This is a genomic window from Rhodococcus sp. NS-SX18, from assembly GCF_057367935.1.
In genome coordinates this window covers 164022-177663 of the sequence record NZ_CM170633.1, presented here as the reverse complement: position 1 = coordinate 177663, position 13642 = coordinate 164022, and the positions used below count along the sequence as shown (strand labels likewise).

The 13642-nt window shown below is 68.2% G+C and carries 7 protein-coding genes; 3 read left to right on the top strand and 4 right to left on the bottom strand.

What is annotated here, in order from left to right:
- Nucleotides 1–37 precede the first annotated feature (37 nt).
- A complete protein-coding gene (locus AC2IPW_RS00745; RefSeq protein WP_486376049.1) occupies nt 38–1591 on the bottom strand; it encodes a succinic semialdehyde dehydrogenase in 1554 nt (517 codons plus the stop codon).
- Between the two features lie 375 nt (nt 1592–1966).
- Here AC2IPW_RS00745 and AC2IPW_RS00740 point away from each other — a divergent pair, with 375 nt between their 5' ends.
- Nucleotides 1967–2938: a hypothetical protein gene (locus AC2IPW_RS00740; RefSeq protein ID WP_486376048.1), complete on the top strand. Its 972-nt coding sequence runs from the start codon at nt 1967–1969 to the stop codon at nt 2936–2938.
- Between the two features lie 301 nt (nt 2939–3239).
- Nucleotides 3240–4391 carry an alpha/beta hydrolase fold domain-containing protein gene (locus tag AC2IPW_RS00735; RefSeq protein ID WP_486376047.1) on the top strand — a complete coding sequence of 384 codons (1152 nt, stop codon included), beginning with the start codon at nt 3240–3242 and terminating at the stop codon, nt 4389–4391.
- Between the two features lie 477 nt (nt 4392–4868).
- On the opposite strand, the gene AC2IPW_RS00730 is transcribed toward AC2IPW_RS00735, so the two are convergent.
- Both AC2IPW_RS00730 and AC2IPW_RS00725 read right to left on the bottom strand, forming a co-directional pair.
- Nucleotides 4869–9434, bottom strand: a complete 4566-nt coding sequence (locus AC2IPW_RS00730) for an AAA domain-containing protein (RefSeq protein ID WP_486377068.1) — start codon at nt 9432–9434, stop codon at nt 4869–4871.
- Nucleotides 9435–9988: 554 nt separating this feature from the next.
- A complete protein-coding gene (locus AC2IPW_RS00725; protein WP_486376046.1) occupies nt 9989–11560 on the bottom strand; it encodes an FAD-dependent oxidoreductase in 1572 nt (523 codons plus the stop codon).
- Nucleotides 11561–11638: 78 nt separating this feature from the next.
- Here AC2IPW_RS00725 and AC2IPW_RS00720 point away from each other — a divergent pair, with 78 nt between their 5' ends.
- Nucleotides 11639–12202, top strand: coding sequence for a helix-turn-helix domain-containing protein (locus AC2IPW_RS00720; protein WP_054370914.1), 564 nt, complete (start codon nt 11639–11641; stop codon nt 12200–12202).
- A 115-nt stretch (nt 12203–12317) separates the two neighbouring features.
- Here AC2IPW_RS00720 and AC2IPW_RS00715 read toward each other — a convergent pair whose 3' ends face one another.
- Nucleotides 12318–13640: an L-lactate MFS transporter gene (locus AC2IPW_RS00715; RefSeq protein WP_486376045.1), complete on the bottom strand. Its 1323-nt coding sequence runs from the start codon at nt 13638–13640 to the stop codon at nt 12318–12320.
- Nucleotides 13641–13642: the final 2 nt, after the last annotated feature.

Here is a 13642-nt window from a genome sequence, read left to right as displayed (position 1 = left end):
CGCACCGTTCGTGTCCGGCTCGGGAAAATGCGCGGCGTCACCGGCCCGGCAGCCACTGCATCGCCTTGACGAAGGGCGGCATCACCTTCGACCACAGCTTCGGCGGAACCCCACGGGGCCCACCGAGGTTCATCACCCGGGTCGTCGCGATCGTTTGCGGCTCGGTGTACTTGAGCAGGCCTTCCGCGCCGTGGCGACGGCCCATGCCCGAGATGCCCATACCGCCCATCGGTGCGTCGGTGCTGCCCCATGCGGGTGCGTAGCCCTCGTCGACGTTGACGGTGCCGGCCCGCACCCGCGCCGCGATCGCCTCGCCCTGCGCCTTGGTGCCCGCCCAGACACTGGCATTGAGTCCGTACTCGGTGTCGTTGGCGCGACGGATCGCTTCCTCGACGTTGTCCACCGGGTACACCGACACGAGCGGGCCGAACGTCTCCTCCCGATAGCACTCGGCGTCCTCGGGGACGTCGGTGAGCACCGTCGGCTCGTAGAACAGGGGGCCGAGATCGGGCCGGGCCTTGCCGCCGGCAACGACGGTGGCACCCTTGGCGACCGCGTCGTCGACATGCCCGGAGACGGCCTTGACCTGCGTCTCGTTGACCATGCTGCCCATCTCGACGCCGTATTCGTAGCCCGGAGCGAGGGTCATGTTCCGCACCCGCTCGCCGAGCATGCGGATGAACTCGGGGGCGACGGACTTCTCGACGTAGATCCGTTCGATGGAGATGCACAGCTGTCCGGAGTTGGAGAAGCACGCCCGCACGGCGGCGTCGGTGACCTCACGCAGATTCGCCCCGGCGGTGACGATCATCGGGTTCTTGCCACCGAGCTCGGCGGAGAACCCGATCAGGCGACGGCCCGCCTGCTCGGCGAGGAGGCTGCCGGTCTGCGAGGAGCCGGTGAACATCAGGTAGTCGGCGTTCTCGACGAGGGCGGTGCCCACGACGGAGCCGGGTCCGGGCACGACGGCGAACAGGTCACGCGGCAGGCCCGCCCGGTAGAGCAGTTCGACGACGGCCAGCGCGCAGTAGGGGGTCTGGCTGTCGGGCTTGAGGACGACGGCGTTGCCGGCGAGCAGCGCGGCGACGGCGTCGGAGACGGCGAGGGTCATCGGGTAGTTCCACGGCGCGATGACCCCCACGACCCCCTTCGGGTGGTAGTGCACCGTGGTCTTCGTCAGACCGGGCAGCATGCCCGTGGCGCGTCGCGGTCGCAGCACCTTCGGCGCGGTGCGCGCGTAGTAGCGCGCGGTGAGGGCGATGTCGAGGACCTCTTCCTGCGCCGAGGCGCGGGCCTTGCCGGTCTCGGCCTGGGCCATATCCATCAGCTCTTCGCGGTGGGCCAGCACCAGGTCGTGATACCGGTGGAAGATCTCGGCGCGTTGCTCGACGGAGCGGCGCGCCCAGTCGGCCTGCGCGACGCGAGCACGCTCGATGGCGGCTCTGGCGTCGTCGGCGTTGCCGACCGGGACCGTCGCGAGTTCACGACCGGTGAAAGCCTCCACGACCGAGCGGGTGGGACGGCTCGCCGCGTCCGGGATGGCGATGAGCTCGGCCAACCGTGCGAAGGTGGCGGCGCTGGGAGCAGGCATGTCGAACCCCTACTGGTGAGTAGTTCTGGCAGTTACACCAACCTACCGTGTGGCGTGGCGCTTGTCACAGGGCGGACTGGTCCTCCCTCGTCCACCCCGCTGAACTGGGGGAATGAGTCCTCCTGCCACTCGGCATCTCCCCCGCGCCGACACGAGTTCGCGTTTCGGACGGAGCCGAACTCGGAGGCTCTCGGGGCGTCCGGTGCCGGGATTCGGCGGGGTGGGTGAGGGACCCGTTCCGGCACGACCGACCTTCCTCGAGTCATATTCTGGAGTGCACGGGGGTGACGAGGAACAGCGTGGCCAGGCGCAGGTGCGGCCGACGCGGTTGATGTTCCCGCAGAGATGTTCCGCCGACGCGGAGGGGGCTCTCCGGTGACCAAGTGGCAGTTCGAGGATCTGACCGCCCTCACGGGGGCGCCGACGGCATTGTCCGAGCCCGTCGCCTTCGTGTCCGAGGCGGCGGGCAGCCAACACATCGTCTACGCCGCCGGCGACGTCGTTCCGGCGGGCGGGCAGTCAGGAGCGACTCCGACGGTGTCGTCCATTCGCGAGCTGCGGTGGGACGGCACCGGCTGGCACGACACCGATCTGACCGCCGCCGTCGGCGCCCCGCTGCTGGTGCCTCTGGCCGGCTACGAATTCCGCGCACACGGCACGGCACACGTCGTGTGCGCGAGCCTGAACGGTCACATCTGGGAGCTATGGCAGGGCATCCACGGTTGGCATCTGCACGATCTGACCGCTGCCACCGGCGCCCCGGAACCGAACTGGTCGTACTGGCTCTCCGGGTACGCATTCGACATCCAGTACACCCAGCACGTCGTCTACATCGGCCGCGCGGACGGCCACCTCCACGAGCTGTGGTGGGACAGCGCCGGCTGGCACCACACCGACCTGACCGCCGCCGCGGGCGCCCCTGCCGTACCCGTCGAGCGCAGCGCGGAACGCACTCGACGACTGACGAGCTACGCGTGTGCGGCCTGGTACACCCGGCACGTCCTCTACCCCGGCGCCGAGCCGGACGGCGAACACATCCACGAGCTGCGGTGGGACAGCACCGGCTGGCACCACACCGATCTGACGGCCGCCACGGGCGTCCCGCACCTGGACCGCGGCCCGATCGGCTACGTCTTCGACCCGCCGTACCTTCGGCACGCGTTCGGTCCCGAGCACACCCAGCACGTCGTATTCACCTCGCGCGACCCCGGATACGACCCCTCCGGGAAGAGCCACATCTGCGCTCTCTGGTACGACACCTCCACCGAGATACCGATGACGCTGCCGCTGCCGCCGTGGTTCACACCGCCGCCTCTGCCGCCTCGAACCAAGGCACCACGACAATGAGCCGGCGGAATCCGATCAGCGTTCCATGAATGGGTGGCACGCAGAATCGAATCATGATTTCCGGCAGCGCTTTCGAGCCATCTTCGTCACAGGCGGCACGCCTGGAGCAGTTCGATGTCCGAACTCTCCTGCGCCATACCCGGAGCAGGGATGACGCTCGAGGGCAGATCGGCGCCCCGTCGAGGTTCGCGAGGAGGGGGAAGTGGATACTCGGGACAGCGCGCAACCCGCGAATACCCCAGCGGACGGAAAAGGTCATACCCGACACGGGTTTCGACGACGACTGCTGGCGGTGACAGCGGTGGGGTGGGCAACCGTCGGCCTACTCCTGGGGCTCCTCGTCGTGCTGCCCACCCCGGCCGTGGGTTTGTGGCCGAGCCTGGTCCTCATGTACCTCGCCGTCTTCGTCGGCGGGTACAGCCTGCTGGTCGCCCTTTTCGCCGTACTCGGCCTCGGCCTGGCCGCTCTCGCGCGTCGTTCCGGGCTACGCAGGACCTCACTCGTGGCGGTGGTGCTCGGCGTGGTGACCGTGGCGCTGTCCCTGGTGCCCGTGGCTCAGGGATGGCGCACCGCCTCGCAGGAGGACGTCCCGCTCTCGCTCTCGGAATACTTCTCCCTTCCCTCCCTGGACAGTCCGCTCGAGACCGTCACGTACGCGCGGCCGGAGGGCGAGGAGCTCATGCTCGACATCCGCCGCCCGCCGCCCGAAGGTCATGAAGCCGGTCCGGAGTTGCGACCGGCGGTGGTCACAGTGCACGGCGGCGGTGGGGTCACCGGCAGCCGCACCGAGGACGTCCTCTGGAGCGCGTGGCTCGCCGAGGAGGGATACGTGGTCTTCAGCATCGACTACCGGCTCGGGCAGAGACCGCTCGGGCAGGAAGTGACCGCTGACGTGAAATGCGCGGTCGGCTGGGTCGAGCAGAATGCGGAGCGCTACGGCGTGGACCCCGACCGTATCGCTCTCCTGGGCCGCTCCGCCGGCGGCGTCGCGGCCCTGCTCGCGGCCTACGACGACGGCGACCCCCGGCTTGCGCCGAGCTGCGACGTCCGAGACACCGGCGTCGAGGCCGTGGCCGCCTTCTACGCAGCCACCGACCAGACAAGCCTCGACGAGTGGCGGCCACCGTGGTGGAGGCCGAGCGTCGGCGACGAATACGACCCCGCGGGAGACCGCACCGAAAACGAAGCGGAGCCCTTCCTCTTCACCTCGCCGACATCTCACGTCGACCCGGCGGATCCGCCGACGTTCCTGGCTCAGGGTGGTGCTGATCAGGTCACTCCGCCGGAGCAGGCCGAGCTGCTGGCGAACCGGCTGGAGGACGAAGGCGTCCCCCACCGCCTCGTCCGGCTGCCCGAGGCCAGGCACGGGTTCGACGGCGCCTGGGGCGGCTGGGACACCCAGATCGTCCGCCACGAGCTCCGCGAGTTCCTGGAGAACGAACTCGCGGATTGATCCCTGTGGTCGAGCACGGAAGTGCCGGCGAGGAATTGGCCGAGACCATCTGTACCACCACCCAGCCGAACGACGCACCGTGCCGGGCTACCGCCCGCCCGTGACGAACACGTCGGCCAGGGCACCGGCGGCCGCCCCGTGATCGTCCTCATCCCTCCCTGCGGTGCGCTGTTCGGCCGTTCGAAGGCTGACCGATCTCGGTCTGGACGCCGACCCGATACCGCTGAGGTCGAACCGTCGTTGTCGGGGACGACGCTGCCGTCCGATGCGATCACCGGGCTGGTGTACACGTATCCCATTTCTACACCGGAGCTTTCGTGATCCCCGGCGTTGGGAAGCGAAGCACTCCTCGAGGGTACGACGGTGTTCTTCGGCGTCGGCGGTGTCGGATTCGACGAGTGGACGACGCGCTTGCGAAGGTCAGCGGCACCGACGTCTCGAAACCCGATCTACGAATCGTCCGATCGTCCGAGTCGGTCAGAAGCCGGCACCATCGTCGGCAGTGCGATCGACTACACCCGCAACCCGATAGGTCGTCCGTTGCCCTGGCGCAACAAGCTCGTCGACCCGCCCCGCGACGACGAGCTCTTCGAGCACCGCGAGCACGACCGTCCAGTCCATCTCGAGCCGATCGGCAAGCTCGACGACCGGACATTCCTCGTTCCCGAGGGCCTCCACAATGGTGTCGGCCAGCGCTGACGACACCGGCGTGGCCACCGACGACTCGGTGAATCCGGACGGCTCGGCGTCGGACACGGCAACGACATCCGCACGATCGGAGGTGATGCCGCGCCGGGCGAGTTCGCCCCACAGCCCCGACATCGACGCGTCCGGGTCGAGGTAGTACTCGGATTCGCGGACCCGCCAGAACCTCCACCCGCTGCGGCGCAGTTCACGTTCCCGCTCGAGGTCGGCGCGCTGCCGGTCGGGAGTGATGTGCCACTGCTCGCCGTCGCACGCCACAACCAGCTTGCCTGCCGCACCGGTCACCACCAGATCGAGGACGTGACCGTTCACCTCCACCCGGGGGTTCACGTGATATCCGCGGGCAGCGATGTCGAGGAACACCGCCTGCTGGAAGAGACTGTCGAATGCCTCGTGCCGCTCCTCACCGGTCACCCCCGCCGGCATCGGCGCCGCCGGCATCGGCGAGGTCGACTGCAGGTAGGTGAGCAGCGAATACCGCAGGTCCGTCGGCCGCAACGTGTCGACGGTCCGCGAATGGAACAACCACAACTGGTCCTGTGCCCTCGAGGCGGCGACGTTGAACCGTCGTCGGTACTCGGTCCTCGTCATCGCCGCGATGTTCTGGTCGGGCGCGACCACCATGGACAGGAACACCACGTGCCGCTCGTCGCCTTGGAAATCCGGAGGGGTGCCGACGCGGAGTCTGCGTTCGTCCCATTGGTGCGGGGTGAGCCGGTCGAGCAGTTCGTTCTGGATGACGTCGACCTGCGACTGCCCCTGCAGGACCACCACGCCGAAGGTCTTCCCGTCGTAGGCGGGGTCGTCGACGCACTGCACGAGAGCCTCGACGAGGGCAGCGGCCTCGACACGGTTCGTCAACGTCGAGTTCTGCCCGGTGACGACACCACCGTCGACGTAGGTGGTGCGCAGGGGCGGAAGGCGATCGGACCCGTACTGCCGCAACGGAACCAAAGGGTCGTCTGCATAGAACTGTTCGCTCGACCAGGCGATGATCTCCGGCATCGATCGGAAATGCTCACGCAACCGGACGATGCTCCCGAACCGCGAACGCAACAACGAGAACATGCTCGAGCGGGGAGTGAAACTGTCGCGCAGGTACTTCGGGATATCGGGCAGGGAGGAATCGAGACGACTGAACACTCCGTCGAGCGCACCCAACGACACCGCACTCGGCGCGCATTGCTTGTCGTCCCCGACCACGATCACACGCGGCGCCAACCACAGCAGGAACAAGCTACCGATATCGGCCTGGCTTGCTTCGTCGACAATGACGACATCGAACAAGTTCTGCACGGGCGGAACCGAAGACAGCACCTGCTGCAACGGCATCACCCACGCCGGCACCGCACCCTGCGCGACCTGCATGGCCTCACGCGCTGCAGCCCGATACCGCTCTGCGTATCTGCCGGTACCCTTTCCTATGCTCGCGACATGGTCGCGGTACGAGTGCAGGGCCTGGACCTGCTCGGCGGTGGTGCGGTCGAGACACGCGCTCCACGCCTTCTCCGCGACGAGCTGCGTGGTCAACCGCGAGAGGTCTTTCTCGACCGCGTCGAGGTCACGTTCGAGCTGCCCGTCCTCACGCCTCTCGTTGAGGTTCCGCACCCACTCCTTTGCGCGACGCCACGCCCACGCGCTCTCGATGTCTGCCAGACGAACCGGCCACTGCGGCCACGACGGATTTTCTGCGATGGCCTGCGCAAGCGCCGGTGCGGCGTCGGTCAAACGCGCGTGCAGCGACAAGAGTTCGAGCTCCTCACGCTGTTCACCGGCCGCACGATCCCATGCATCCAGAGCTGCATTGATGCCGTCGACGTCCGCATCGTGGAAGGCCCGTGCCAGGGCGCGCCCTTCGGGCGACGCTCCCCCGGCGATCTGGCCCCGCACATACAGGCCGACGGATTCGAGCCGGGCCTTGCTCGCTTGCGCAGTGCCGACCGCGGCGATTGCGCGCGCCGACTCCGCAACCGACCGCGCGTGTTCGACACTCACGATCCGCGGCGCACCAGGGTGGAGGTCCCGCAGCGCCGATTCGACATCTCGTACCCGGGTAACGAGGTTGTCCACGATGCCACGGTCCCGGTTGATCAGTGCCAGGGTGCCGATGGCACGGCTGCGTGAGTCGTCGAGCGCGATGTCGATACCGAGATCGCGCAGGACGATCCCCACGACCCGCACCGCGTCGAGCGCCCGGAGGTGCTCGGCGACGATACGCACCGAGTGGGCGGTAGTGGCTGCGACCCCGTCGACGGTCGCAGGCTCGCCGAGCGCCTCGACCGCCGACTGCTCGTCGCTCCTGCGGAACCGGGAGAAGCCACTGCGCCATGGGTCCCCCGCCTCCAGCTTGCGCGCCAGCGCGTCGTACGCCTCGAACGCGAGCCGCCCGGTCACCGGCGTCTGCACCGTGCTGGCACCGACGACGCGATCGGCCTCCTGCGCGGCCTGCACGAGACCTGCGAACTCGGCGGTCTTTCCCCACAGGTGCTGCGCCCTCCCCGACAGGACATCGTCGGCCACGCGTCGAAATCCCACGTCGAGCCGTTCTGCATCGTGCAGAGCGCCCTGCAGTTGTTCGCAGAGATCGCGGATACGAGCGAGCCTGTCGGGTGACGCGCCCTCGAGTACCCGCAGCAACTCCGGCATCTCGCCCGTCACGTCCTGCGATGCCTGTGCGACCGCGGCGCACGCGTCCTGCACCTCCTTCTGGGTGGGCAGGGACAAGTCGGGGAACGCTTGGTGCCGGCGACGCGCCCGCTCGACGCTCGACCGCTGATGAAGCGCATGGAGGGTGATGAATTCTTCGACGCTCAGAGGTGGGGTGTCGGTGAACAGCGGTACGGGCAGCCACCCCTGTCGGGATTCCTGTGCGCGGACCCTCCGGACGATCGACGCGACCGTCCCCTCGTAACCGGCGGCGACCGCGGTGTGAACGACCGTCTCCTGCGCGCGCGTCTGCCGGATCTGTTCCGTCAGCATCGCCCGACGGCTGAGCACGTCGTTGCGGTGCGTGGTGAGCTCCTCGATGCGCTGCGCTGCGCGCCGCCCGTTGAATTGCGCCTTGCGGGTGGCGATCTCGCTGACACTGCGGTTGAGCTCCGCCGATCCTCCGCGCACCGGGTCGGTCACCGCCACGCACAGCTCCTGCAGTTCGGGCGGAAGTTTGTCGCGCAGTACACGCAGCGCCTGCGCCTTCTCACTGGTGACCAGCACGCGCTGGCCCCCCGCGAGCAGCGCGGACACCAGGTTGGCGATGGTGTGGGTCTTACCGGTACCGGGTGGGCCTTCGACCACGACGCCGCTGTCGCCGGTGAGCCGATCGAGGATGTCGCGTTGCTCATCGTTGGCGGGTAACGGGAACAACGGATCCTCGGCGAACAGCGCGGACGGTGTGCCGATGCGGTCGAGCCATGCGACACGCTCGGCCGGTTCGATCGCTTCGACGAGTTGCGCCAGACCCAGCGGCACCGGGTTCGACTCGTCGGCGATCGCCTCGCTCATGCGGTGGTAGTACTCGATGAGTGCATAGGCGCCGCGTTTGCGGAGCACCAGGGCCGGCGACGGTCTCACGAACGACTCGGGCGTCGATGCCTCCTCCGCCTGGTCGACGACGTCCACGCGCACGGTCAGCGCCCGGTCGGTCCAGTCCTCGAGAAACACCCGAGCCGCGGGGTCCAGCGGCGACGCGACCCGAGTGGCGAGGGATCGGTGCAGGTCGCGGGTACTCGATGGATCGAACACGTCCAGTCCGGTGAGGAGCTGGGTGTCTTCGAGCGACGGGACGGCGTCAGGATTGAGCCGGACCAGCAGGTCGCCGGATTCCTCGTGCCGCTCGACGAGGGCGGACTGGGTGATCAAGTGCGTGTGCACCCGCGCGCCCGCAACATCGTCGGACAGGTGCAGCAACCCCGACGCGACGACGAGCTCGAGCGATTCCGGTTGGGCGTCGAGGTCCAGCATCGCGTGCTGCAGGAACGTGTACAGCTGCGACGCGGGCCGTCGTTGCCGATCCACGGCCGCCCACGCCCGCCATCGCGCCGACCAGGTCTCGAAGCCGTCGACGGCGTCGGGGGCCTGTGGGTTGAGTGTGGGTTCCGCGGCAGAGTTGTCGATTGCCCCCTGCACATACTTCGCGACCTGCGCGGGAGGACGCGGTGGATCTTCGAGAACAACGCGCCGTGCACGGAGGAAGACGTCGCCTGCCGCGGCGTCGGCGGTCAGGCCGACGTCGAGGTTCTTCTCGTCGAGAGACATCACGGCACGGTGTTTGTCGAGGGTGCGGACAGGTGCGCTACGTGCTTTGACGAGCTCGGCCAGAAAGGCAAGCAGGCGCTGCACGCGATCCCTGAGTTCAGGTTCGCTCACCCTCGGCTCCACACCCACTCCACTCACCCTGCGGACGTCCTTCCGCCCGTCGACGGAAACGGGCAACCCCAGCTTAGGAACCATCTCCGGCATGCCCGTGTCCGGTCTCGCGTGTCGCCGATTGCCTCCCACCGAACTGCTCACTGAGATCGCCCCTGGCCGGTGGGAAGAACAGTTATCGAGTGCACGGGGATGGTACGGGCGGGTAGGTCACGGCAGACGCACGCTCATAGGCGGTCCGTTCCCACCGATCGATATCTCCTGACTCGCGTCTGCCGCGGACCGGCGACGACACCGACGTCGACGCTGTCCCTCGCTGCATGAAAAGCGGTGTCCACCTTCAGATGGCAACCTCCCTCCCCTTACTCGGGTACCTGCCGCCGACCCGGCCGGGGTCGTCGGTCGTGAACCCCGACACGATGGGAAACGTCGAGCGGTGCCACGGGCTCGGCAACAGCGACCGGCGGCGCGCGGTAGGGGGTGTCGACTGCACGGTCGATGGCCTGTCTCGTCACGACCGTGCAGGCTCAGTCGAGTCGTCGCGCCCGCAGCACCGAGTCGCGGACGGTGACCTGCTCCCCGGAGTGCGGGTGGGCCGTGGTCCGGGACCGGACCTCGCAGACCTCGATCTCCCACTGCCCGTCCTCGAGCGCCGGAATCAGCGACTCGGGAGTGAAGAGGAACCAGTGGTGGCCGTGGCGGAGCCCGGTGGCCAGGTCGTCGGGGTGGTGACCGACCACGAGCAAGGTGCCGCCGGGGGCGACCGCGGAGCCGAGGCGCCGGGTCAACTCGACCATCCCGCCGTCGGGAAGATGCAGGAACTGCGAGGAGATCAGGTCCCATTGTTCCTCGCCGGGCTGCCAGCTGCGGACGTCGGCGGCAAGGGTGGTGACACGGTCACCGACGCCGGCCTCGGCGGCGTGCGCGGCAGTCTTCTCCAGGGCGGCGACGGCGAAGTCCAGGGCCGTCACCAACCAGCCGCGGCCGGCCAGCCAGACCGTGTCGGCGCCCTCGCCACAGCCCACGTCCAGGGCCCGTCCGGGTACCAGGGACGAGGCCTCGGCCTCGAGTTGGGGGTTGACCCGTCCGCTCCAGACCCGCTCCCCGCTGTAGCGATCTTCCCAGGCGGGCTGCTCGAACATCTCGGCGCGGCGCTCGCCGACCGCACGGTCGGCGTCCTCGGTGGCCAGGTCGGCGTTGAGGAAGGCTCCCACCCGGTTGCCGTGAGCGGCCGAGCCGATCAGGGTCATGCTGATGTCGGTGGCGTTGCCGGCCGCGTAGAGGCCCGGCACCGTGGTTGCTCCTACGGGGTCGACCGCAATCACCGATCCCAACCGCGCCCCGCCCAGCTCGACGGGCTGCGGCTCGAGGCCGAGGGGTGCCAGGAAGTCGAGGTGTACCTGCGGCCGGGAGGCCACCACGATCGCCTCGCGCTCGAGCAGCGAGCCGTCGGCCAAGCGCAACCCGATCAGCCGGTCGCCGTCGGTGACGACCTCACGCGCAGTGCCGTGCTCGATCCGCACGCCGATCGCGGCCATCCGCTCCACGTCGGTGGGCGGCAATTCGACTCCGTCGGCGACGACGAGGACGACGTCGTCGGTGAGCTGGCGGAAAAGCAGACCCTGGTGTCCCGCGACTGGGCTGGTCGCCAGTATCGCGATCGCTCGACCGCGCACCTCCCAGCCGTGGCAGTAGGGGCAGTGCAGCACGTCGCGGCCCCAGCGTTCGGCCAGGCCGGGGACATCGGGTAGCGCATCGACTACCCCTGCAGCAACCAGCACCCGCCGGGTGGTGATTTCGCGTCCGCTTCCGGTGGCCACGGTGAAGCCGTGCTCGGTACGGGTCACTGCGGTCACGCGGTCGCTCGCCAGTTCCACGCCGTACGCCGCCACCTCGGCCCGGCCGTCGGCCAGCAGGCCGAGCGGGGGGACCCCCTCACGGCCGAGATAGTTGTGGGCATGATCGGCGGGGGCATTGCGGGGCTCGCCCGCGTCGATCACCAGCACCCGGCGACGGGACCGCCCCAGCACCATCGCGCCACTCAGACCGGCAGCGCCGCCGCCGACGACCACCACATCGAAGCTCTCGTTCTCAGTCATGTCTCCAGGGTGCAGGCCCCTCCCGCATGACAGCAAACATTCTTGCCGAAATGGCAAAGCTCCGGCACACTGGGCGACATGATGGACCAGGACGTATTGAAGAACGTGGGCCCGAGGCTGCGACAGCTCAGACTGGAACGTGAAGCCACCCTGAGCGATCTGGCAGAGGAGACCGGAATCTCGCTCAGCACCCTCTCACGACTGGAATCCGGACAGCGCAAGCCCACCCTCGAGCTGCTGCTTCCACTGGCCCGCGCCCACCGGGTTGCCCTGGACGAACTCGTCGACGCCCCGGACACCGGTGACCCCAGAATCCGGTCGAAGCCGGTGACCCGGCACGGCCGGACCTTCATCTCCTTGACCCGCCGCCCCGGCGGCCTCCAGTCGTTCAAAATGGTGCTGCCCACCGTGGACGACGTCGCCCACCCGACGCTGCAAACCCACGAAGGCTACGAATGGCTCTACGTGCTCAACGGTCGGCTGCGCCTGATCCTGGGCAGCCGCGACATGGTGCTCGAACCCGGGGAGGTAGTCGAATTCGACACCCGCACCCCACATTGGATCGGCAACCCCGGACCCACCCCGTGCGAAGTACTCGCAATCTTCGGCCCCCAAGGAGAACGAATGCACGTGCGCTCATGACGAGCGCCCAGTCCCCGCCCTCGCGCCCCCGACACCCCACCCCACACCGGCGGGCCCCCGCCGGCTCGACGATGGGCCTCGATCGACGCCCTTGCTCGGCAGTGGATTCGCCACGTCACAGCAGACGTGCCTCAGAGCTGGATCGCGGCGGAGTCCGGCGTGCTGCGGGAACTTTGGTGACGAACGTCAGCAGCACCGACGCCAGAGCGATGATGCCGATGGTGGTGTAGGCGAGGGTGTAGGCCTTGTCCTCGCCGATGAGTGTGGATGCGATGATCGGGCCGATGATGCCCCCGAGACTCCAGCCGACGAGCATCAATCCGTAGATGGCACCGGCGTGGCGGACCCCGAAGAAGTCGCCGGCGGTGGCGGGCATGGTGCCGAAAGTGCCGCCGTAACACAGGTAGACGATCGCAGCCAGGATCGAGAACAGGACCATGTTGTCGGCGTGCGGCAACACGATCAGACACACACCCTGGAGCACGAGAATGGCGGTGAAGGTCTTCATCCGGCCGAGGTAGTCGGAAACGGCCGCCCACACGATCCGGCCTGCTCCATTGAAGATCGCCAGCACACCCACCAGTGCCGCCGCACCGGTGACGCTGAAGCCCGCGATGTCCGTAGCGCTCGGCTTGGCCTGGGAGATCAGGGATATGCCCGCTGCCACGCTGAGGGTGAGGATCGCGGTCAGGAGATACCACTGGGGCGTGCGCAAGGCCTCACCCTGGGTGAACTCCTTACCACCGTCGGCTCCCGCCCCGTTCTCGGAAGCAGGCTCGTACCCGGGCACCGTATAGCCCTCGGGCGGATTGCGGAAGAGTGCTGCGCCGGCCAGGGACATCACGAGATAGGCGATGCCCAGGGGCAGGAACGCGCTGGTCGGGTCCTCGGGGTTCCGGTTGATCAGCCACTGCGCGACCGGCGACGTGAGCACTGCGCCGAATCCGAAGCCGCCCACCGCCAATCCGGTGATGAGACCGGTCTTGTCGGGGAACCACTTCTGCAGCATGGCGATCGGGACGATGTATGCGAAGCCCAGCCCGAAGCCACTGATGATGCCGTATCCGAGGATGAGCAGCCAGTAGTCCTCGGCACCGTTGGTGAACGAGGCGAGGAGGATGCCGAGGGCGTAGACGACACCCCCGATGAGCGCGACGATGCGGGGGCCCTTCACGTCCTGTAGTCGACCCCCGGCGTAGGTGCCGACGAAGATCATGCCGATGGTGACGGTGAACGGCAACGAGGCCTGGACCGTGCTGAGCTGCCAGGAGTCGGCGCTCTCCAGTGCCCCGCCGAAGACCGACCAGGCGTAGACCGCGCCGATCGAGAACTGCAGCAGTAGTCCTCCGGCCACCAGCAACCAGCGGAAGCTTCCCGGCGGTTGTGCGTCCCGTGCAGTGATGTCGCGCCGCTCGTGCGTAACCTTCTCGGAGTCCATGC

Coding starts and splice junctions, on each gene's coding strand:
- AC2IPW_RS00745 (WP_486376049.1), bottom strand. CDS start 1,591: ATGCCTGCTCCCAGCGCCGCCACCTTCGCACGGTTGGCCGAGCTCATC.
- AC2IPW_RS00725 (WP_486376046.1), bottom strand. CDS start 11,560: ATGACTGAGAACGAGAGCTTCGATGTGGTGGTCGTCGGCGGCGGCGCT.
- AC2IPW_RS00720 (WP_054370914.1), top strand. CDS start 11,639: ATGATGGACCAGGACGTATTGAAGAACGTGGGCCCGAGGCTGCGACAG.
- AC2IPW_RS00715 (WP_486376045.1), bottom strand. CDS start 13,640: ATGGACTCCGAGAAGGTTACGCACGAGCGGCGCGACATCACTGCACGG.